Source organism: Gemmatimonadota bacterium, from assembly GCA_009692115.1.
Taxonomy (GTDB): Bacteria; Gemmatimonadota; Gemmatimonadetes; order Gemmatimonadales; family GWC2-71-9; genus SHZU01.
In genome coordinates this window covers 1-20,438 of record SHZU01000018.1, presented here as the reverse complement: position 1 = coordinate 20,438, position 20,438 = coordinate 1, and the positions used below count along the sequence as shown (strand labels likewise).

General features: G+C 67.2%; 20 protein-coding genes and 1 riboswitch. Of the genes, 7 read left to right on the top strand and 13 right to left on the bottom strand.

From position 1 onward, the window contains the following. From EXR94_14395 to EXR94_14365, 7 genes are all read right to left on the bottom strand, one after another. On the bottom strand, positions 1–1,295 hold a 1,295-nt coding region (locus EXR94_14395; GenBank protein MSR03905.1), incomplete at its 3' end, for a hypothetical protein. Beyond that, positions 1,282–1,968: an ABC transporter ATP-binding protein gene (locus EXR94_14390; GenBank protein MSR03904.1), complete on the bottom strand. Its 687-nt coding sequence runs from the start codon at positions 1,966–1,968 to the stop codon at positions 1,282–1,284. The genes EXR94_14390 and EXR94_14395, both read right to left, overlap by 14 nt. Further along, positions 1,965–2,345 carry a hypothetical protein gene (locus EXR94_14385; protein ID MSR03903.1) on the bottom strand — a complete coding sequence of 127 codons (381 nt, stop codon included), beginning with the start codon at positions 2,343–2,345 and terminating at the stop codon, positions 1,965–1,967. Before EXR94_14385 ends, EXR94_14390 begins: the two co-directional genes overlap by 4 nt. Before the next feature lie 47 nt (positions 2,346–2,392). Beyond that, entirely contained in the window at positions 2,393–2,791 is a 399-nt protein-coding gene (locus EXR94_14380) for a hypothetical protein (GenBank protein ID MSR03902.1), read from the bottom strand. A 74-nt stretch (positions 2,792–2,865) separates the two neighbouring features. Beyond that, positions 2,866–3,741, bottom strand: coding sequence for a carboxypeptidase-like regulatory domain-containing protein (locus tag EXR94_14375; GenBank protein ID MSR03901.1), 876 nt, complete (start codon positions 3,739–3,741; stop codon positions 2,866–2,868). Then, positions 3,687–5,045 carry an FtsX-like permease family protein gene (locus EXR94_14370; GenBank protein MSR03900.1) on the bottom strand — a complete coding sequence of 453 codons (1,359 nt, stop codon included), beginning with the start codon at positions 5,043–5,045 and terminating at the stop codon, positions 3,687–3,689. Before EXR94_14370 ends, EXR94_14375 begins: the two co-directional genes overlap by 55 nt. Beyond that, complete coding sequence (locus EXR94_14365) at positions 4,874–5,677, bottom strand: ABC transporter permease (GenBank protein MSR03899.1); 804 nt, start codon at positions 5,675–5,677, stop codon at positions 4,874–4,876. Before EXR94_14365 ends, EXR94_14370 begins: the two co-directional genes overlap by 172 nt. Positions 5,678–5,773: 96 nt before the next feature. Beyond that, positions 5,774–5,902: riboswitch (cobalamin riboswitch) on the top strand. 111 nt (positions 5,903–6,013) lie between these two features. Here EXR94_14365 and EXR94_14360 point away from each other — a divergent pair. Genes EXR94_14360 through EXR94_14350 form a run of 3 tightly spaced genes read left to right on the top strand, consistent with a single transcriptional unit; the run spans position 6,014 to position 8,762 of the window. Next, positions 6,014–7,879: a TonB-dependent receptor gene (locus EXR94_14360; protein MSR03898.1), complete on the top strand. Its 1,866-nt coding sequence runs from the start codon at positions 6,014–6,016 to the stop codon at positions 7,877–7,879. 5 nt (positions 7,880–7,884) lie between these two features. Then, positions 7,885–8,559 (top strand): adenine nucleotide alpha hydrolase, encoded by a 675-nt coding sequence (locus tag EXR94_14355; GenBank protein MSR03897.1) that lies wholly within the window; start codon positions 7,885–7,887, stop codon positions 8,557–8,559. Beyond that, a complete protein-coding gene (locus tag EXR94_14350; GenBank protein MSR03896.1) occupies positions 8,556–8,762 on the top strand; it encodes a DUF1289 domain-containing protein in 207 nt (68 codons plus the stop codon). The genes EXR94_14355 and EXR94_14350 overlap by 4 nt, the downstream gene beginning before the upstream one ends. On the opposite strand, the gene EXR94_14345 is transcribed toward EXR94_14350, so the two are convergent. The 6 genes from EXR94_14345 to EXR94_14320 all read right to left on the bottom strand — a co-directional run bounded on the left by EXR94_14345 (position 8,734) and on the right by EXR94_14320 (position 16,438). Continuing rightward, positions 8,734–11,031: a TonB-dependent receptor gene (locus EXR94_14345; GenBank protein ID MSR03895.1), complete on the bottom strand. Its 2,298-nt coding sequence runs from the start codon at positions 11,029–11,031 to the stop codon at positions 8,734–8,736. The two genes, EXR94_14350 and EXR94_14345, sit on opposite strands and share 29 nt — an antisense overlap. Beyond that, entirely contained in the window at positions 11,021–11,704 is a 684-nt protein-coding gene (locus EXR94_14340; protein ID MSR03894.1) for a metal-dependent transcriptional regulator, read from the bottom strand. The genes EXR94_14345 and EXR94_14340 overlap by 11 nt, the downstream gene beginning before the upstream one ends. Then, positions 11,701–13,887, bottom strand: coding sequence for a ferrous iron transport protein B (gene feoB / locus EXR94_14335; protein ID MSR03893.1), 2,187 nt, complete (start codon positions 13,885–13,887; stop codon positions 11,701–11,703). The genes EXR94_14340 and feoB overlap by 4 nt, the downstream gene beginning before the upstream one ends. Further along, positions 13,884–14,921 (bottom strand): hypothetical protein, encoded by a 1,038-nt coding sequence (locus EXR94_14330; GenBank protein MSR03892.1) that lies wholly within the window; start codon positions 14,919–14,921, stop codon positions 13,884–13,886. Before EXR94_14330 ends, feoB begins: the two co-directional genes overlap by 4 nt. 93 nt (positions 14,922–15,014) lie before the next feature. After that, entirely contained in the window at positions 15,015–15,602 is a 588-nt protein-coding gene (locus EXR94_14325; GenBank protein MSR03891.1) for a CoA pyrophosphatase, read from the bottom strand. Further along, positions 15,599–16,438 (bottom strand): alpha/beta fold hydrolase, encoded by an 840-nt coding sequence (locus tag EXR94_14320; GenBank protein ID MSR03890.1) that lies wholly within the window; start codon positions 16,436–16,438, stop codon positions 15,599–15,601. The genes EXR94_14325 and EXR94_14320 overlap by 4 nt, the downstream gene beginning before the upstream one ends. Positions 16,439–16,611: 173 nt before the next feature. Here EXR94_14320 and EXR94_14315 point away from each other — a divergent pair, with 173 nt between their 5' ends. The 4 genes from EXR94_14315 to EXR94_14300 form a co-directional block, all read left to right on the top strand. Beyond that, on the top strand, positions 16,612–17,115 hold the full coding sequence (locus EXR94_14315; GenBank protein MSR03889.1) for a hypothetical protein: 504 nt from the start codon (positions 16,612–16,614) through the stop codon (positions 17,113–17,115). A gap of 143 nt (positions 17,116–17,258) precedes the next feature. Next, positions 17,259–17,903: an HAD family hydrolase gene (locus EXR94_14310; protein MSR03888.1), complete on the top strand. Its 645-nt coding sequence runs from the start codon at positions 17,259–17,261 to the stop codon at positions 17,901–17,903. Further along, positions 17,767–19,821 carry a S9 family peptidase gene (locus EXR94_14305; GenBank protein MSR03887.1) on the top strand — a complete coding sequence of 685 codons (2,055 nt, stop codon included), beginning with the start codon at positions 17,767–17,769 and terminating at the stop codon, positions 19,819–19,821. The genes EXR94_14310 and EXR94_14305 overlap by 137 nt, the downstream gene beginning before the upstream one ends. Before the next feature lie 246 nt (positions 19,822–20,067). Continuing rightward, positions 20,068–20,438, top strand: a 371-nt coding sequence (locus tag EXR94_14300; GenBank protein ID MSR03886.1) for a hypothetical protein, incomplete at its 3' end; no start/stop codon positions are given.

Sequence of the window (20,438 nt, the reverse complement as noted above, 5' to 3'; positions counted from 1 at the left end):
AGCCGGGCGGCCCCGGTTCCGATCGGAGTGGTTTGGGTATTCCGAACCGTCACGTCGAGGCGGAGGGTGTCCGGCTCCCGGACGGCAATCAGGGAGAAGGCGCCCTCTCGATAATCGATCGAACTGAACCGGAGGATTTGCCGGACGCCTTGCGAATCGACCGCGGCGAGGAAGTAGGGTGACCCGGACGCGTTACTCGCGCTGTCGTTGGTGAGGACCCCGCCGTAGACCAGACTCATCCGGGTTCCTCGAGCCTGGCCCCAGTTCCAGGTCGTTTGCCGCCAGACCCCCCAATTGTGATCGTGATAGGCCGCGACGTCGGTGAGTTCGCGGCACTCGGTGCCCTCGCACAGGGTGCCGGTGGCCGTGCCGCGGAGGACGGGAACGACGTAGCCGGACAGGACCCGGTCGCTCTTGAGTTCAACCGGCGGGAAGTAGGCGTTAGGCTCCGGCCGCACCGTGAGGTCGAACCGGACCGAGCCCGATGGCCCCGAGGCGCTGCCCTGAATCCGGTACCGGCCGTCGCGTTGGGTTACTGTGTGGCGACCGATCGAGAGGTCGGCGGACGCGGTGTCGTAGCGAACCGCCCCGAGCGGAGCAGCCGATTCGTAGCGGGCCGGGGGGCGGCCGGCGCGGTGCCGGGTCACCAAGAGCTGGCCCGAACCCCCGACCATATAGGTGATGTACCACCACTCGTCGGGGCTCGGGGCCACGTTGAAGTAGTGCCACTCGGCCCAAGTCGAATCAGCGACCGGGACGTGGAACCGGTCGAGTTCGTGGTACAGTTGTTCGGGCGTGGGCCGGGCAAAGCGGCGGTCGTCCGGGCTATCGTCCCACGATCCGGCGACCACGTTGAGGCCGGCGCCGACGGCCCGTGCCCCCGAAGGCAGTTCGCCGCCGGCGCGGAGGGTCAGCAGTTGGCCGCCCTGCTCGAGGTAGACCAGTTTGTGTTCGATGACCGGCGAGGTGGCGCGGATGACGTCGTCGAGCCGTTTGCCGCCGACCAACTGCCGCTCCAGAAACCGGGCCCGGTCGATTCCGAAGAAGAGCCCGCCCATCGAACCGGTGCGGAGTCCCTCGAGGTCAATGCCTTCGGGCAGCACGGTCACCTGCCCGCCCCCGACCAAATTCACATCGCGCGATTGGATCAGCATCGCTTCGCCGACCGAGAGAAGCACCATCATCACGCCGGCGCCGACCGCGAACCCGAACCACAGCACCATCGCCCGGCCGGGTTTGACGAAGAGATGACGGAACGCCAGCGTCAGGACCGTCCGAAAATCAGCCCGGGGCACGCTCGTCCTTGTTAACTCGACCATCGAGGAGCGAGACCCGGCGCGCGGCTCGTCCGGCCAACCGCTCATCGTGGGTCACGACGACCACGGTTACCCCGTCCTGATGAAGCTGGTCGAACAGACCGAGAATCTGGTCACCCGTCACGGCATCGAGTTCGCCGGTGGGTTCATCGGCCAGGATGAGGGCGGGGCGATTGGCGAGCGCTCGGGCAATGGCCACCCGCTGCATTTCCCCGCCAGAGAGTTGAGTGGCCCGGTGGTCGATCCGGTCTGCCAGGCCGACATAGGCGAGGAGTTCGCGGGCCCGGGCGGAGCGGGCGGAGCGCGACGCGCCGGCTTCGGCCATCGGAAGTTCGACGTTTTCTCGGGCGGTGAGGACCGGCATCAGGTGGAAGCGCTGAAAGATGAACCCGACTTTGGTGAGCCGGAGGGTGGTGAGTTCGGAATCGGAGAGTTGCTCGACGGCGGTGCCCATCAGTTCAAGCGACCCGCTGGTTGGCTGATCGAGCCCGCCGAGGAGTTGCAGCAGGGTGGATTTGCCGCTGCCGGAGGGCCCGGTGATGGCCACATACTCGCCTTGGTCGATGTCGAGGGAAACGCCCCGAAGGGCCGAGACCGGCCGGCTGTTGATCGAGTAGGTTTTCGCCAGTTCTTTTGCGGCGACCACCTTCATGTGGCGGGCACCGGCTCGGACACCGGGACGACGAGTGCTTGGCAGACATTCTGGCCCGGGGGACACACGCCTACTCTGAGGGTGCCCTCGATCCGGCCCTGACCTCGGGCCAGTCGGATCCGGGGTGGGGCGGCAAAGTAGGCGCTGTCGGCGGTCATCGAGGGGGAATCAAGGGTCAGACGGCCGCCGCCTTCGAGCTCGATGGTGGGTTTGAGGCGGGAGTTGATCCGGGCGCCGGTGGCGGGGTAGAGCACCAGGTCAAAGGCCTGGCCGGCGGGCTCGACGACGAGGCGCATCAGCCCGGGCAGGGGATTTGACCGGTCGGCGCAGCCGGCGCCGAGGCCTGCCAGCGCCACGAGAACGAAGAACGACTTCATTGGGGTAATCTACTCAGGCCACCGGGGCCGGATCGAGCGGGTTCCCGTCAGTCCGTTGCGACCGGCCGAAGGTGGTCCGGCAGGCGTCGGGACTGCCACTCGCGTTCGGCCTCGGGAGCCAGGGCGGCAGAGGCCGCGTAGGCGGCCGCGTGGCGGGCATGCGCGGCCAGGTGAGCGGTTCCCGCCGCGTGACCGGCAGCGCGGGCGGCGGCACGGGCCGGCCCTTCATCAACATCGCGAGCAGCCGCGTGGGCGGCCACCGCGGCGGCGCGGGCGGCGCCACACCGGATTTCGCCTCGGGCCCAGGCCCGGGCCGATTCGAGGGCTTGGCGGGGCCGGTGGTCGGCTGGCCGCTGGGCTTCGAAGTATTGGAGGACGTGCTCGGCGCAGTCGGCAGCCCAGAGCACCAATGCTTGGTGGTCGGCACCAACCGACTTAACCCTCAAGTGGACCTCCTCAATTGCGATGTCGGCGGGTGGCCCCAGTGCGAGCCAAGGAAGGGAATCGCGGCCCTCTGCGGTCACGAGTCCTCGCCCGTCCTGGTCCAGAGCAGGATCGCGCCGCACGGCGTGCCCGTACTCTGGAACTGGGGCGGCAGCTCGCTCGGCCCGCGATACACTTCGATGCCTTCGAGCGAGCCGACCAGGTAGTCATCGATATTCGGCGGGTCGGGCTGATTCCAGGCCCAGATTTGCGCCCCGTCGAGGTACACTGAAAGATAACAGGCTTCAGAGAACCCAATCTGCGGACTCGCCGGGCAGTGCAGTCGGATATCGTTCGACGCTCCTCCCCCCCGGCCGGTGGCCGCCGCGAATCCACCGCCGCAATTCGACGGGCGCATCACCAACCGAACACCGGCCAAGCCCCGGAGGACGTTGCTGAGCGGCAACGCTTCCTTGCCCTTGAGGTCGATCCGGGTCAGGAACTTTCCGAGCCCCATCTGACGGCGCCGTTCGAGTTCCTCCATCTTGGCGCTCTGAAACTTGGCCTCCGGTGCCTTCGCCACGAGGTCGGGAAGCCGGGCCACTTCAGGGGTGAGACCGATATCGACATCGAGCGTGTCGGCGGGGCCGAGCACCAGTTCGAATTCCACGGCCCGGTACCCGATGGCTTGGGCCCGGCCGGCATAGCGCCCGGCGGGGAGGCTGTCGAGCCGGTACCGCCCCTGCAGGTCCGACTGCGCGACCCGGCCAATCGGCTCGAGGCGGACCCGCGCACCCAGGAGACGCCGCGAGCCGGAATCCGACCGGACGACTCCTCGGACCACCGACTGGGCGGTTGCGGGGCCGGTCCAGGCCACACCAGCGCCTAACAAGAGGAGCGTTGCCGACCAGGCTCGGTTCACTCCGCATCCGCCCTGAGCGCCTCGGCCACCGGCAACCGCGCGGCCAGCCAAGCCGGGTAGGCCGCGGCCAAGATGCCCGAGAGCAGGACGCTAATCGACGCGATGGTGATACTCCGTTGATCGGGCACGAAGAACGAAATCGCCGCCGGAAGCCCGGGGAACGAGGTCAAGATGGCATCGAGGTATCGCGCCGTCACCAGTCCGAGGCCAACGCCCAGCCCCGCACCCACGACCGTGAGGACGGCGCCTTCGGTCATCACCAGCCGGACAATCCGGACCCGCCGAAACCCAATGGCCCGGAGCACCGCGATCTCACCGCTCCGCTCGTTGACGGCGATGGTCAGGATGGTTCCCACCAGCAACACGCCGACCACGAGGCTAATGGTCGCGAGAATCAACGAGAGTTGTTGGAAATAGGCGAGGCGGGTTCGAAACCGGACCACCATGGCCGCGACACTGTTGACCCCGATGGTCGGATAGGCCGCCGTGATCCGGGTGGCGGCGGCCTCGACGTCGGCGCCGTCCTTAATCTTGATCATGACCATCGAGGCCACGTCACGGTCGGGAAACCGGCCGAGCTGCTGCATGACCCGAAAATTGACCCCGACCGAGCGCTGGCCCCGGGCGTCATAGAGCCAGCGGACCACGCCCCTGACCACGAGCCGCAGCTCGACTGCCGCTTGCGCCGACTGCGGATCGAGGCGGCCCAAGACGGTGACGGTATCGCCGACCTGCCAACCGATGGCGACGACGACGGGCGCGCTCACCAAGACGCCGGTGGTGTCCGAGGATCCGAGATCGGCTCCCCGTTCCAGCTGATAGAGGCCCTGCCCCTCCGGATCGACACCATAGCCGACCAGGGTGACCAGGCTGTCACCCGACGGGGTGTGAATCGAGCCGGCCACCACCGGGCCGGCGGTTTCGATGTCGGGATCGGCGGCCAAGCCCGCGAGGACTGGGGTGATGTTGGCGATGGTGGCTTCAGTGTCGAAGGGCAAGGTGCCCTTCGGCGAGAGCCGGATCTGAAATCCCCGGCTCAAGAGCATTTGGCTGAACGACCGCTCCATCCCGCCCGAGAGCATGACCATGTCGAGCAAGAGTGCCGCGGCTACCGCGATGCCTAACACCACCAGGCCGGTCCGAACCGGATGGCGGCGAAGGTTTTTGGTGACGAGCGGGAGGATCACGCGGCCCGCCGCCAGAGCGCCAACGGCCGAGCCCGAACCAGCCTGGCCGCCGCGAGGGCGCCCGCGCCGATCCCCAACACGAGGGACAGACCGACGCCGAGCGCCACGATGTCGGGGGTCAGGTAGGCAAAGACCAGCGACGTCTCGAACCGGCGCTGATAGACCCAATTGGTGATCGCCCCGGCGGCGGCGGCCAGTCCGATTCCAACCACCGACCCGACCGCCGCAATCAGAGTGGCTTCGAGCACGAAGGCGGTGAAGATCGTGGTCCGGCTGATCCCGATCATCCGCATGACCGCGGCATCGAGGCGGCGTTCCTCGACCTTGAGGAGCATGATGCAGAGCAGGAACACCGCACTCGCCACGATCGCGATCAGGCCGATGGCCCGATGAAACCGGCTTACCACCGCGAAGGTCTGGGAAGATTCGGCGGCAATGGCGGCGGACGGGTAGGCTCGGTATCCGAACGCCAATTGGTCGAGCCGGCCAGCGGCGCTGTCGGGCGAAACATTGGGCGTGACCGCGACACCGATCCGATCGACTCGGTCGGGATAGCCCAGCATGGCCGCCAAATCATGGAGGTGAAAGCGAAGCTGATATTCCCCCCGGAGGGCGGTGGCGGGGTCGGGCCTGGGCAGGTAAATGGCTTCGACGATGAACCGACGAGCCGGCTGGTCGGCCGCCGGGGTCAGAGCAATGGTATCGCCGACGCCGACCTTGAACCGATCGGCCAGGCGCTGTTCGATGGCCACCCCGGGCAAATCGGCCGAGACCGCGAGCGCCAACCAGAGAAACATCATGCCGGAGGTTACATCGGTGGCCCCCGATTTCGCGAGCCTTGCTGAAACCGACCGCGGGGGGTAGTGTTGGCGCGCAATCGAGAGACAGGGCCTCCCGGAAGTTCGGTTCAAAGCCGACGCGGCCCCGCCACTGTAAGAGGGATCAGTTCGTTCGCGAGTTTAGTTGCCACTGGGGCCAAAGCCGGCCGCGGGAAGGCATCGCGAACGGCCCTTGAGCCAGGAGACCGGCCCTTGTCTCGCCCGCACGAATTCCCTCGGGGGAGGGAGCGGGGCGAGGCAACCTATTGTTGTCTGCGCCATTCGTTCGGGATACCCTGGTCTCTAGGTAACCCACCGATGTCTCACTCCATCCGTGTCATCGCGGCAGTCGCCGCGCTCGTCGTTCCATCATGTCTCATCGCGCAGCAGCCTCGGGATTCGGTCCGGCTTCGGGAGCTGGTCGTCACCGCCAGTCGCGAGGTGATTGCCGCCCGGGTCCGCGCTCTCGCGGCGGACGTGTTGCCCGCCGAGGAGCGGGCTCGCCGGCAGATCACCCGATTGTCCGATGCCTTGCGCCTGCTGCCCGGCCTTGGCGTCGTCGGTACTGGTGGCCTCGGGGGCACTACCTCGCTCTTCACCCGGGGTGTCAACTCGAACCAGACCCTGATCCTGATCGACGGAATCCGGGTCAATGACGCCAACGCCAACCCGGGAGCACTGCTCGGCGGGTTTGAATTCGGCGGGTCGGACCGGCTGGAAATTGCCCGAGGCCCCCAGAGCACCTCGTTCGGCGGGGCGGCCATCGGCGGGGTGGTGGCGATCTCAAGTGCGCTTGGAGACGCGGGGACCAGCGTGACGGCGCGAACCGAGGCCGGCGCATTCGGGACCTACCGGGGCCGAGCGACGGTGGCAGCCGGCAGCGGGCGGTTTCGGTTGGTGAGTTCGTTCTCGGGCGCCGACGTCCAGAACGAACGACCCGACAACGCCTACGACCAACGGACCCAAGCCCTCCGGATCGAGTACCGCGCCAGCCCCACGCTCGCGATCGGCGCCACGGTTCGGGGACTGCAGCAATCGGTCGTGAGCCCGGGTGACATCCGGACCAGCAACGCCACACCGTCCGCCACCACGACGTTCGACCATTCGCTTGCCACCGCGTATCTCAATGCCCAGCCCAGCTCCCGGTGGTCCACTCGGCTGACGTTAGGCGGCCAAGGATACTTCCTGCGCGGCAGGAGCCGATACAACGGGGGTGACGAGTTCGTGTCGCGCCTGAAAACCACCCGGTGGGTGGCCGACTGGCAGCATCGGGTGGCGGTCAGCGGAACCGTGGCCGCGATCGCGGGGATCAACGCGGAGTGGAGCGACGTGACCGACAACGACGGCCGGCGCGACGAGCGGCTCCGGGCCGGCTACGCCGAACTCACCGCGACCCCGAATCGGAACCTGGTAGTCTCGGTGGGCGCCCGGCATGACGACTACACCACCTTTTCGGCCCGGACCACGGGCCGAATCACGGCCGCCTACTTCCTCCCGGCGGCTGATCTCAAGTTTCGGGCAACCATCGGCACCGGGTTCATGCCCCCGAGTCTCGCCGCTCGGTTCGGAAGCCCGTTCCAGAAGGCCAATCCCGGTCTCCGCCCGGAACGCTCCCGCGGGATCGACGCCGGCATCGATCGGTTCTTCGATGGCGGCCGGGCCGTCGCGAGTGTCACCGTGTTCGAGAACCGGCTCACCGATTTGATCGGCTTCGAGTCGGCGGACTATCCGGAACTCGGGCGGAACATCAACATTGCCCGGGCCCGGACCCGGGGTGTCGAGGCCTCGGCGCGGGCGGAGCGCGGCGCATTCGACGGCCGGCTGAGCTACACTTTTACCGACGCGATCGACCTTGACGCGCCGAGCGCCGAGGAGGAACGCCTGATTCGCCGACCGCGGCATGCGGTGGCCGCCGACCTCGGATTCCGGCACCAGGCGTTGACGGCCGGCCTTGGGATGTTCGGCGCCCTGGGCCGCGAGGACAGCGATTTCAACGTCTTCCCGTTCCGCCGGGTCAACCCGGGCGACTACCTCGATGCCCGGGTCTACGGCGGATGGCGGTTCGGATCGGGGCTGGTGGTGGAGGCCCGGCTCGAGAACGTATTCGGATCGCGGTATGAAGAGGCGTACGGCTTTCCGGCACTCGGCCGGCGAGTCACCATCGGGTTTGGGATTAACCATTAGGTCACATGGCGATTGCGTTGGCCTGGAGCACCGGCAAGGACGCGGCGTGGTCGCTGCACCTGCTTCGCCAGCAGCGCCGCGAAGTGGCGGCGCTGATCACGACGGTGACCCGGGATTTTGACCGGGTGGCGATTCACGGGGTGCGCCGGAGCGTGCTTCGCCACCAGGCCGCGCTGGTCGGTTTGCCGCTGTTCGAGGTTGAGTTGCCGTATCCCTGCACCAACGAGTTCTACGAGTTTGCGTTTGCCGGCACGCTCCGGCAGGTCGCGGAGCAGACCGGGATCACCGGGGTGGCGTTTGGTGACCTCTTCCTGGCGGATGTCCGGGCGTACCGGGAGCGGCTGCTCGAGCCGTTGGGATTGGTGCCGGAGTTTCCGCTCTGGGGCAGCCGAACCGACTTACTGATCCGAAACATGCTCCGGGCCGGGGTGGTAGCCCAAGTAGCGAGCCTCGATCCAACGAAGGTGCCGCCGCGATTTGCCGGTTGGGCCATCGATCGAACGTTCCTCGAGGCCTTACCACCGGGCGTTGATCCCTGCGGAGAACGGGGCGAGTTTCACACCGTGGTTTCGGATGGGCCGATGTTCCAGTCGCCGCTCCGGCTGATTCCCGGAGAAATCGTCGAGCGCGATGGCATTGTGTACGCCGACTTCACGCTCAACGCCCCGGTGGCCGAATGAACCCGCCGATCATGTCGCCCTGCCGCCGGATTTGCCGGATCGGCGACGACGACCGCTGCGACGGCTGCGGCCGGACCCTCGGCGAGGTGGGCGCTTGGCTCGGACTGTCCGACCGGGCGCGTCGGATCGTGATGGACCGGGTGGCTGACTGGGCGCCTCGAGGCGATCAGCCCGCTACCACGTCCATCGAACACCCCCGTTGACAACCCGTCCGTCGAGCGGGCCCCAGGCATCGACGGTCCAGTTTCCATCCGGCGCCCGGAACGGCCGGATCAGCGGGTCGGTCTTGGTCTGGCGCACGTCGGTCAGGTTTTCGAAGTTGACGAACAGGCTCACCCGACCGAAGCGGCGTTCAGCGAGCAAGCCGAGCACGAGGTAGGGTTCGGACGACGACCGATAGGGATTTGCCTGCAGCGACTGCTGGCCGGTGTAGTACAACTCCAACCCAATGCGCCCCCGTTCGTCTTCGGCGACGGCCACCAGGCCGGCGGTATGCCGGGGTGTGAGGGGCGTCGGTCGCCGCGAGGTTCCGCCCGGCTCCGGCTCGCTGGTCGCGACGAAGGCGTAGGATCCGATCACGGCAAACGGCGACCGCCGAAAAACGAGAGACAGATCGGCCCCGGATGATCGAGTCGCCCCGACGGCGTTGACCAGTTCGACCCGTGGCAGCGCGGTCGCGGCGTCCCGGACTTCCGCCGCATGAGCAATCCTGGCGGTGAACGCACTCAGGTTCGCTTCGAGGGGTCCGAGCATGCCCCGAACGTCGATCGACGCGCTCACCGCCCGCTCAGCTCGAAGAGTGCCTAACGGCAGCAGACGAGCCAGGCCGGTTCGCTCGGTTTCTTCGACCAGAGGTGTCGGACCGAAGAACCCGGCGCCGAGCGACCCCCGGAGCGACCACCCGGAACCGGTCTTGACCAGGCCGGAGACTCGGGGGCTCAATTGGGTGCCATACCGGCTGTGATGGTCGAGTCGGACGCTGGCTGCCACCGCCCCCCGGCGGCCGGCATGGTCGGCTTGTACGAAGATGCCCGGTACGGTGAACGCAAAGTCGAACGCCGGGAGCCGCTCGGACCGATAGCGATCGGCTGAAATCGCCGCGCCGAGGAGCAACTCGGTTTGCCCGCGGGTTTCAGTGACGGCGGCCTCGGCGAACCAGGTCACGTGCCGATCGGGCTCGTCGACCGGTCCGAATTGGTGCTCGTGGCGGAGCGACGTGCCGGAGGATCGGAGTTGAAGCCACCGCCCCTCGCCCACACGCCACCGCCCAACCAGCCCGCCGTCGACCCGGGTCGTTCCCACCCGCTCCTCGAACGGGAGCCCGTCGGGGGCGAGCCGGCCCGGTAAGGTGCCGCCGGAGCGCGACTCGACCGTGGCACCCACCGTGGCCAGAAAGGACTGGCCGGTCGAGTCATGCCAGAACAGGCGAGGCCGGACGACGGCGCGCCGGTACCCGGCCACATCGGCCCAGCCGTCGCGATCGCGATCCGCTTTGGGCTGGGTATGCCCGCCGACCAGCGCGGTGACGCCCCAGTTGGGGGACAGTTCCCGGCCCAAGTACGAGACCAGATCGGCCCCGCCCAAACTCGTGGCATTGAGGAGCGTGGTGCCCCCGCCCGAGGGCGGCCGGGAAATGAGGTTGACGACCCCGCCGAGTGCCGACCCACCGAAGAGGGCCGACGCCACGCCCTTGATGATCTCGACTTGGCGAAGGTCGATCGGCGGAATCTGGAGCGGCCCGAACGCCCCGATCCGTTCGCCGAAGAGCGGGAGTCCGTCGGCCAGAACCTGGGTGTAGCGGCCGCGGAGGCCCCGGATCCGAATCCCGGCGCCGCCTAACGACGGGTTCGTGGTTTGGGCCCGGACTCCCCCGGTTTCATTCAACATCATGGCGATGTCGCCGGGGGTCATCAGCTGCTTCTCGTCGATTTCCTCAGTATCGAGGACCTCGACCCGAATGGCTTCGTCGTCGATCCGCCGGTTGGTTCGCGCCGTGGTGACGATCAAGGTTTCGAGTTCGGCCGGCGCCTCACTCAATTCGATGCTGATCGAGGTATCGGCCTCGGCCAGCACCAGGGCAACCGTGTCCGGGATCCAGCCGACCGCGGCGACGACGAGTCGATGAGCGCCGGGCCTTGCCGTGAACCGGACCAGGCCGGCTCGATCGGCCAGACGTGCCACTGAGTCCAAGGTGACCCGAGCCCCCGGCAGCGCCCGGCCGGCTCCGGTGACCCGGACACTCAGGTTGGCTTCAGGCTGGGCGACGACCACCGTCGGCGAAGCGACGGCGATGGCCGTGGCGAGCAGCAACCAGCGGGTCAGTCCGGCCACTGCCACCCGCGTAACTCGTAGTAGCGGCGCCGAGGCAACGCTCTGAAGGGGTGAATCCCGTTCCGGCTGCACCACCAGAAGTGGAGACTCAGCCCGAGCAGCCCTAAGGCCGCCGGCACCAGGACGCGCATCAGCCGCCATCCCGGGAGCAGAGGAGCAACGCGGCCAGCTCGTGGCCCACAATTCGTTCGGCCCCGGCCAGGTCGAGCTTCATCGGGCCTTGAAACGGCTGGGCATCGACCACCTTGACGGGTGTCCCTGGTACCAGGCCGGCCGAGGCGAGATACCGGAGCCGGCCGGCGTCGCCGGTATCGGCCCGCCGGATGGTGACGGTCTCCCCAGTCCGAACATCGCTCAGCGGAATGTGGATGAAGTCGACGATCTGTCCGTCGACGTCGGGGATCGGGTCGCCGTGGGGATCGAACCGGGGGTTCCCGAGCGCCACCGCCATCCGCTCCACCAACCCGTCCGACACCGCATGTTCGAGCCGTTCGGCCTCGTCGTGCACGGTGTCCCAGGTGTAGCTGAGAAACGCCACCAGATAACTCTCGATGAGGCGATGGCGGCGGAGCATCCGAAGGGCAATCCGGCGCCCCTCGGGCGTGAGGCGCACACCGCGATATGGGGAGTGTTCCACCAGGCCCTGTTCGGACAGCCGTTTGACCATGCCGCTGACCGACGCCGGCGTCAGGGCCAGGCGAAGCGCCAAGCCGGTGGTCGACACGGGATCTTCGCCCGAGGACAGCCGGTAAATGGCCTTGAGGTAGTCTTCGCTCGACGGGGTGAGCGGCTCACCGCTGCTGTGGACGGTCATCCGAGGAGTCGCCAGACTTGGGCCACCAGAAAACAGACCACCACGCCGAGCCCGACCGGCAGCACCACCGAGACAGTGGTCCACTTCCAGCTCTTGGTTTCCCGGTAGATCGTGTAGATGGTCGTCGAGCAGGGATTGTGGAGCAGCGAAAACAGCATCAAACAAAGGCCGGTCAGCGTGGTCCACCCCGCCGAGCGAAGCAGATCGCCGACTTGGGCGGTTTCCATTTCAAACATGACGCCGTCGCCGGCCCCCATTCCCGCGATCCGGGCGGTGTGGACGGTGAGCATCAGGACGCTCGGAATGACGATCTCGTTGGCGGGGATCGCCACGATGTAGGCCAGCAGAATGACGCCGTTCAAGCCCAGCATGACACCGACAGGATTGAGCCACCCGACGAGGTGGTCGGCGATGCTGGCGGTGCCGATGGTGACGTTGGCCACCAGCCAGATGACGGCGCCGGCCGGGGCGGCAAAGACGATGGCCCGCCAGAGGACAATCAGGGTCCGGTCGATGAGCGAGGTGTAGAGGGTCTCGAGGATTTTCGGCGGCCGGTAGGGTGGTAACTCGAGACTGAAGGTGGTGGCCTCACCCTTGAGCATGGTGCGGGTCAGGAGCCACGACGCGGAAAACATCGTGACGATGCCAAGCACCGCGATCCCGACGACGGCCGCCGCGGAGACCAGTCCGGCCATCCGAGCGGGGGCCAGGCTGCCCAAGAAAATCGACGCAATCAGAATCTGGGTCGGCCAGCGCCCGTTGCAGAGCGAGAAGTTGTTGGTGAGGATCGCCACCAGCCGTTCGCGCGGGCTGTCGATGATCCGGGTGGCCACCACCCCGGCGGCGTTGCACCCAAAGCCCATGCACATCGTGAGTGCTTGCTTCCCGTGGGCCCCGGCCCGCTGGAAGAACCGGTCGAGATTGAAGGCTACTCGCGGCAGGTACCCGAAGTCTTCAAGAAGCGTAAAGAGCGGGAAGAAGATGGCCATGGGCGGAAGCATGACGCTCACGACCCACGCCGTGGCGAGATAAACGCCATCAATCAAGAAGCCGGACAGCCACCACGGGAACCCGATTGCCGCCGCCCCGGTCTTGAGCCAGGGATGCGCGGTATCGATCAGGAAATCCGCCAACAGCGCCGAGGGCACGTTGGCGCCGGTGATCGTGAGCCAAAACACCGCCATCAACAGCGCGAGCATGAGCGGGAAGCCAAACCACCGGCTGGTCAGCAGCCGGTCGAGCCCCCGGTCGAAATCGAATTTGACCCGGCGAACCCCGACCAGACTGACGCTCTCGGCGATCCGGTTCGCCGTGTCGTACATGCTCGCGGTCAGGGTGTCGTGAAAGTCCGGGGGCAGGCGCCACCGTTGGTCGGTGACGGCATCGAGCAGGGTCCGCTGCGCCGGGGTGATCACGGACTGCTCGGTTGGCACGGCATCCGGCATCGGGCGCCATTCCCCGCTGGCCAGGCTCCCGATTTCGCCGGTTTCGACGGCAAGACGGACCCGGTCATCGGCATTGAGCAGCCGAAGGGCCACCCAACGGACGTTGGGAAGCCCAGGGAAGGCCGCTTCGATGAGCGGCACCAACGCCCGGATCCCCGACTCGACCGCGGCCGGATGCTCCTCGATCCGGTACGGGGTGGTCCGGCGGGCGCCCGTGGCCACCGCGTGGATCGCGGCCAACAACTCCGGCATCCCTTCGCCGCGGCGGGCCGATGCGGCAATGACCGGGACACCGAGCGCGGTTTCGAGTTTAGCGGCATCGATGCCGATGCCGTGGCGCCGAGCTTCGTCCATCAAGTTGAGGCAGACCACAACCCGATCGGTGATCTCGAGCACTTGGAGCGCGAGGTTGAGATTCCGCTCCAGGCGGGTGGCGTCGAGCACCACGACGGTCACATCGGGGCGCCCGAACAAAAGGAAGTCCCGGGCGACTTCTTCGTCGGCGCTTCCGGCTTGGAGGGAGTAGGTCCCAGGGAGATCGATCAACCGGGCCCGTTTGCCCTGATTGAGAAAGGTCCCTTCGGCGCGGGCCACGGTTTTGCCCGGCCAGTTCCCGGTGTGCTGGCGAAGCCCGGTCAGGGCATTGAACACCGTGCTCTTCCCGGTGTTCGGATTGCCCGCGAGGGCGACGATATAGTCTTGGCGACTGGACGGACCGGCAAGCTGGACCAGCGTCATCCGACCTCCGCGGGGACCGGAGCCCGCCGGATGTAGATCCCGCGGGCCTGGGGGCGCCGGAGGGCGATCAGCGCGCCCCGAATCCGGTACGCCATGGGGTCGCCGCTCGGACTTTGAAGTTCGGCGACGATGTCGGTACCCGGCAGCACCCCAAGGTCGAGCAGCCGGCGGCGCTGCGGCCCCTGGATGGTGGGGGCGATCTGGACCACGATGGCCCGCTGTCCGGGCTTGAGGTCGTCGAGCCGCTCGAACAACACGGTGTGCCCGTCGCCCTCCTCGACCCGCTCGACGGTGACCGCCGACGCCATCAACGGGTCAAACCGGCGGGCCACGCCGCCAATCAGGACTTCGATGCCGTTGGGGTCGGCCTTGATCATCTTGACCGGCACCGCGACGTTCACGCCTAACGACAGAAGCCGGTGGAACACCGTGGCCGGTTCGTCTTCGACGTGAATGACCGTGGCGGTGTCGCCGGCGGCCAGGGCCCCGAGGGGAACCCCGTGCGCCGGGGGAAGCTGGCCGGCCCGGGTTGGAATCGGATCGCCGTGCGGGTCATAGGCCGGATGCCCCATCTTGGCGGCGAGGGCCTCGACTTCGGCCTCGCTCAAGCCATGTTCGGCCGACTCGGCCAAGTCGTGCCAGTCGGCGGGCGGCACCCCGGTGCGGTCGGCGAAGTAGCGCTCCAGCAGCCGGTGGGTTCGGAGAATCCGGAGCGAGTAGGCCCGGCCATCGTCGGTGAGCACGAGGCCCCGCTCGCTCAACTGGGAGAGCCTCATCGACCCCAGGTTGGTGACCAAGTCGTGGGCCCGGATCGGCGGAATCTCGAGCACCCCGGCTAAGCTCTGGACGGTGGCGGTTTGGTCGGCGAGTTCACAATTCAGGATGTGCTTCAGGGCATCTTCGATCTGAACCCGCTGACTCAGGCGGCGACCGCGGCGAAGCCAGGCCAGCACCCCAAACCGGGGCCAGAGGGCCACTATGAGGAGGAGGACCAAGAGGCCAAACCAGAGCAGGGCGATCGCCGATTCAGGCACTCAATACCCCTAGATAGGAATTATGGAATAGCGTCAGAATAATTTAGTATAGCCTAAATTCTTGATTCGTCAAGAGTAAGGTGGGACCAACGCTCACGAACCCAACAAGAGCAGGGGGGTCAAGATCCGCTCGGTCATGCCCCAGACCACCCCCTGCGGAAGGTGGTAGCCCGGCAGCAGCATCTTGATCCCCTGGGCCTCAAACTCGAATGGCCGGTAGACCCCGGGCTGAAGCAGCTGGTCGATCGCGGTCCATTCCGCGCCCGCCACCTCATGGTTGGGAACAATGGCGGCTCGGGAGCCGAGCTGGAAGACGAAGGGCCTGACAATCACCGGCGGCAAGGCCTGCGACCGAGGAGCTGAATCATCGCATTGGCCGAGCAACCGGGCCGCACTGAGGTCGACCCCGACTTCTTCCATGGTCTCGCGAATGGCGGTTGCCAACAGATCCGGATCTTCCGGCCCCCAGCGTCCCCCGGGAAACGCCATCTGGCCGGACCACCGGTCGCCCTCCCGGTCGGCTCGGCGAATCAGGAGCACGGCGTCCGGATCGGGAACCAGAATGACGGCAACGGCGGCCAGCCTTCGGGCCGGATCTTCGACCGTGGCGGGCGCCCGGGTTCGGAGCGCTCCGGCAATCCGGGCGACCCGGTCCGGCCCGGCGCCCCCTCGAGCGTTCACGACAGGGCGCGGCTCAGCAGACTGATCGAGGCGTCGAACACTGGTTGCAAATGGAGCGGCACGCCCGAGAGCGGATGCACCGCGCCGAAGGTGTGTCCTGCCCCGTCGATGACGAGGAGCTCGACGATCCCCGTCCGGGCCGCCGCCGCCAACCGTTTGGCCTCGGCGAGCGGTACCGCCTCATCGGCCGAGCCGTGGATCAGGAGCCACGGTACCGATACTCTCGCGGCGGCCGCTTCGATGTCGAGCGTCGTGCCGCCGAGGGCTTCGATTTCATCGAGGGTATCGAGATACATCGGGAGGACCTCCTGGGTCCGGACGTTGACGATGTCGAGCCGACCGGCCTCCCGCCAAGCTTGGCATTGGCCGGCGCTCCACCGCCTAACGGTTGCGATCCCGGCCCAGGTAACCAGGGCCGAGATCCGCGGCCGGGATGCGGTCCAGAGCACGGCCATGCCGCCCCCGCGCGAATGCCCGACGATCCCGACCGAGGACGGCCGAACCACGCCGAGTTGCCCGGCATCGAGGGCGGCCAGCACGGCGTCGAGATCCTGTTGCTCCGCCATGAAGGTGTTGTGACCGAACCGGTCCGGTGAGGCCGACTGGCCGGCATCGTCCACCCCGGATCCGCTGACGTTGAATGACACCGCCGTGAAGCCGGCCCGGGCGAGCCGCTCGGAGAAGGCCGGAAACATGCCCCAGTCCTTGAATCCCTTGAAGCCGTGGAGGACGATGACGGCGGGCGCCGGTTCGCCCCGGTTGGTGGCCCGGACATCGATGAACAGCGGGCCGAGGGTGCCGGGAATTGTGGCCTTGGAGAGGGTCGGGGTCGCCATGACAGCAACTTGAACCCAGCGGGTTGCAATTGCCAGTCGGTGCTGGCACTGGCGGCGCGGTCGATTAGTATTGCACTCGCCTCTGCCGTTCTCTGAATGGAGGGACCGTTCTGCGTGCTTTCCATCCAACTCTGACCGCCGCAAGCCGGGCGGTTACCGAACAACGCGACACCATGGCCGCCCGGTGGATCGAGTGGATCGGCGACCGGATTGCGGGGACCCCGTCGGCCCCGGTTGCCGCAACTCACGCTGAGTTCCATTTGATTCTCGATACCTTCGCGGCGTTGATCGGGCCGCTCCGCCGCGAAGTCAAACCATTGTGGAACCGGATCACCACGGGGTATGGCCGGCATGCCGCCACTCGGGGCTTAGCCGCCGGTGAGGTCGTGGAGGAGATGCAGTACCTTCGCGAGTTGTTAATCCGGTACTTGGCTCCGGCCATCGCGGCGCTCCGGCCGCGGCAAGGCATGGCGCTGCTGTTGCGGCTCAATCGCCTGGTTGACCGGGGCGTGGCGATGGCGGTGGTGGGGTATACCGACGCCATGGTGGCCACGCTCCTGCCCCGATCGGACGACGACGCCGAGGTGGCCGCCGTCACCACCGAGTCAATCATGGAACACTTGGCAGGCCTTCGAGTCGACCTCGATCGCGTCGTTACCGCGTCGGCTCGGGGATAGGCGAATCGGATCTCGGCCGGCGACCTGACCGCCTTCGTGGAGGCCGCCACCTTCCGACCCGCCCCGGAGGGTGGCCCGGCGGCCGCCACGCTGGTTGGCCCGGTCGTCTTCAGGGAACGCAACGGTTCGACTAGTTTCCCGGGATGACCGCACCGGTGCGAACCGTCCTCTTCGATCTCGACGGGACTCTCCTCGACTCGATTCGCCTGATCATCGACAGTTACCACCACTCCCTGGCGACCCATGGGCTGGCGGCCAAGAGCGACCAGCACTGGCTGGCCGGCATCGGGACGCCGCTCCGGGTCCAGTTCGGGGAATGGGCTGATGATCCGGTGTTGCTCGAGCAGTTGATCGGCACCTATCGCGACTTCAACATTTCGAATCACGACGCCCGCGTCAGCGCCTACCCCGGGGCTGTGGACCTGGTGCGGGCGGTTCGGAGCCGCGGGCTCCAGACCGGCCTGGTGACGAGCAAGCAACGAGCCGGGGCGGAGCGGGGGCTTCGATTCTTGGGCCTGGCGGATGCCATGGATGTGATCGTCGCAGCGGACGACGTCACCCATCCGAAGCCGCACCCGGAGCCGCTGTTCCTGGCCGTCAAGCAACTCGGCGCGTCGCTCGACTCGAGTCTCTACGTCGGCGACAGTATCCATGACATGGAAAGCGGGCGGGCGGCAGGCGTCCGGACCGCGGCGGCCCTGTGGGGGCCCTTCGAACGTTCGACCCTCGCCCGCGCCAACCCGGACCACTGGCTGGATTTCCCCGCCGACTTGCTCGGTGTCTTATAACATGGAGGCGCTCGTTATGACCAGACACTCGTTAGAGTCGCTCGTCCTTGCCTTGGCCGCGTGGTCGACCGGGGCGGCTCAGGATGGGGGCCGGCCCGCCATCGACCAACTCCAGTCGGTCGTTCCGGCCATCGGAACCGGCGAGGCACCGGTGTGGTCGGCCGACGGCGCCAGTCTGCTCTACCTCGGCGGCGCCGATGGCGGCCTGTGGACGGTCGGTGCCGACGGCGGGCGGCCAACCCGGCTTGCCGACGCGCTCGGGGGCGCCACCCAGCTTCGGCGGTCGCCGGACGGGCGGATGGTGACGTATGTGAAGAGCGTCCTCGGCGGCAACGACATCTTCGGGTGGGATCTCGGGTCGAAGACCGAGCGGCGGATCTCGGCGCTCTCGGGTCACATCCGGTCATATTCGTTCTCGCCGGACGGCCGGTCGATCGCGCTGGCCAACGACCGGAACGGGAGCGAAGACATCTGGGTCCTCGACGTCGCCGCCGGCTCGGCCCGCCGGGTCACCTCGAGCCCGCTCTACGAGGGCTTTCCGTCCTGGACCCCCGATGGCGCCACGATCCTCTATACCAGACTCGACGCTCGCTGGGTGGACCACGACGTCTTCGCCATGGCGGCAGCCGGCGGCCCGACCCGGCCGGTGCTTTCGGACCGCGACTTCTTCGACTATCGCCAAGGGGCTTCGTTCGGTTTCGTCCGGGTATCGCCCAATGGGAAGACCGTAATGTTCCGGTCCCAACGGAGCGGGTGGGCAACGTATTGGGTTCAGCCGCTGTCGGGCGGCGTGCCCCGTCAGCTCGCGCCCGACGCGGCGGACCAGAGCGATGCCCGGTGGTCGCCGGACGGGAGCCAGGTCCTGTTCCTGTCGATGACCAACGGGACCCAGAGCCTCAAGGTGGTCCCCGCGGCCGGCGGTCCGGCGCGGACCGTGGTCGGGCCCGAGACCGGCATGGTGACGCGAGCCGAGTGGTCGCCGGATGGGACCCGGATTTCCTACGGGTTCGGCACCCCGACCAAGGCGCAGGACCTTTACGTCGTCGCGGCGGCCGGCGGCCAGCCGAAGCAACTCACCGACTCAGATCCGAACGGCGCGGCGGCCGATCTGATCACGCCGGAGAAGATCAGCTGGGTCAACGACGGCCTGACCATCCATGCCTACCTCTACAAACCGAAGAACCTCCGCTCCGGCGATCGCGCCCCGGTCATCATGTACGTCCACGGTGGCCCGACCGGGCAGTTCAGCGACAACTACCAGCTTCAGGCCCAGTTTTTCACGAGCCGCGGGTACGTGATGATCGCGCCGAACGTGCGCGGCAGCTCGGGGTACGGTAAGCGATTCGAGGACCTGAACAACCGCGACTGGGGCCACGGCGATCTTCGCGACGTGCTGGCCGGGGTGGCCTGGGCCAAGCGGCAGCCGTACGTCGATCCGGGCAAGATCGGCATCACCGGCATCAGCTACGGCGGAATGCTCACGATGTATGCGATTTCATTCGCGCCGGGGGTCTTTCAGGCCGCGATTTCGGGGTCGGGATACGGCGACGTGAAGGATTTCCACAACATCGTCCCGGTGCTCCAGCACAGCCAGCTCCTCCACTACGAGTTGGGGCAGTGGCCGTCGACCCCCGCGGTCGAGGCGATTTACCAGCGGAGCTCGGCCATCCTCAAAGCCAAGAACGCCACCGCGCCGGCCATGGTCATTCACGGCTATGGGCTCGACGTCCTGGACACCGACTACGCGGCGTGGAAGTATGCCCGGGAGTTGGCCAAGCACTCCAAGCTGGTCGAGTACAAGGCCTACCCGGGAGAGACCTACTACGTCTACGGCCGGGAAAACACCAAGCAGATGCTGCAGGACATGCTCGGTTTCTTCGATCGGTACCTCAAGGACAACTCCACCGGGTCAGAGTGAACGGATCGGCCCGTGGCCCGGGTAGACCAGCTTGGCACCCTCCGCGCGGTGTACCGCTTCATTCCCGGAATGGCGCTGACCTGCTCTTCGGTTACGGTGAGCCGCATGCCCCGGCGTTTGAGATCCTCAGGGCTTTGAACATCCCGGGCCAGCCAAGATCGACCAGCAGGCGGGACCGCCCCCGCGCTCACCACCCAGAAGTTGGTGGACCGGTACCCGACGTTGACAATGGCTACTTTTGAATTCATGACTACGCTCTCCGCCATTGCCCTTAGGCTCCTGATCGCTCCGATCGGCCCTCCGCCGACCCCCGCCGCCCAAAGCCGTCCCAGCGCGGCCGTCGCCGACAGTTTCGTTGCGGTAATTGCTAATCGGGTGGTGCTCGACATCAAGGCCCCAGCCGCCCTGGCCTGGTCGTTCCTCCCGAGCATCCGGAAGCGGCCGAACATGGAAAAGGTACCGCTCAACGGCGTGACCGATCAGGTTGGGGCCCGATTCGACACCATCTTCCGGGACAGTACCGGGAAAGTCACCCGGCACGACCGACTCGAGATCCTCCATTGGGAGCCGGGGGTCCGGTACGCCGCCAACGTCACTTACCTGCCGCCGGCGCCACC

Excerpts from the sequence above, each read along its gene's own strand:
- EXR94_14390 (MSR03904.1), bottom strand. The coding sequence starts at position 1,968 with ATGAAGGTGGTCGCCGCAAAAGAACTGGCGAAAACCTACTCGATCAAC.
- EXR94_14385 (MSR03903.1), bottom strand. The coding sequence starts at position 2,345 with ATGAAGTCGTTCTTCGTTCTCGTGGCGCTGGCAGGCCTCGGCGCCGGC.
- EXR94_14365 (MSR03899.1), bottom strand. The coding sequence starts at position 5,677 with ATGATGTTTCTCTGGTTGGCGCTCGCGGTCTCGGCCGATTTGCCCGGG.
- EXR94_14360 (MSR03898.1), top strand. The coding sequence starts at position 6,014 with ATGTCTCACTCCATCCGTGTCATCGCGGCAGTCGCCGCGCTCGTCGTT.
- EXR94_14355 (MSR03897.1), top strand. The coding sequence starts at position 7,885 with ATGGCGATTGCGTTGGCCTGGAGCACCGGCAAGGACGCGGCGTGGTCG.
- EXR94_14350 (MSR03896.1), top strand. The coding sequence starts at position 8,556 with ATGAACCCGCCGATCATGTCGCCCTGCCGCCGGATTTGCCGGATCGGC.
- EXR94_14345 (MSR03895.1), bottom strand. The coding sequence starts at position 11,031 with ATGGCGGCTGATGCGCGTCCTGGTGCCGGCGGCCTTAGGGCTGCTCGG.
- EXR94_14340 (MSR03894.1), bottom strand. The coding sequence starts at position 11,704 with ATGACCGTCCACAGCAGCGGTGAGCCGCTCACCCCGTCGAGCGAAGAC.
- feoB (MSR03893.1), bottom strand. The coding sequence starts at position 13,887 with ATGACGCTGGTCCAGCTTGCCGGTCCGTCCAGTCGCCAAGACTATATC.
- EXR94_14320 (MSR03890.1), bottom strand. The coding sequence starts at position 16,438 with ATGGCGACCCCGACCCTCTCCAAGGCCACAATTCCCGGCACCCTCGGC.
- EXR94_14315 (MSR03889.1), top strand. The coding sequence starts at position 16,612 with ATGGCCGCCCGGTGGATCGAGTGGATCGGCGACCGGATTGCGGGGACC.
- EXR94_14310 (MSR03888.1), top strand. The coding sequence starts at position 17,259 with ATGACCGCACCGGTGCGAACCGTCCTCTTCGATCTCGACGGGACTCTC.
- EXR94_14305 (MSR03887.1), top strand. The coding sequence starts at position 17,767 with ATGACATGGAAAGCGGGCGGGCGGCAGGCGTCCGGACCGCGGCGGCCC.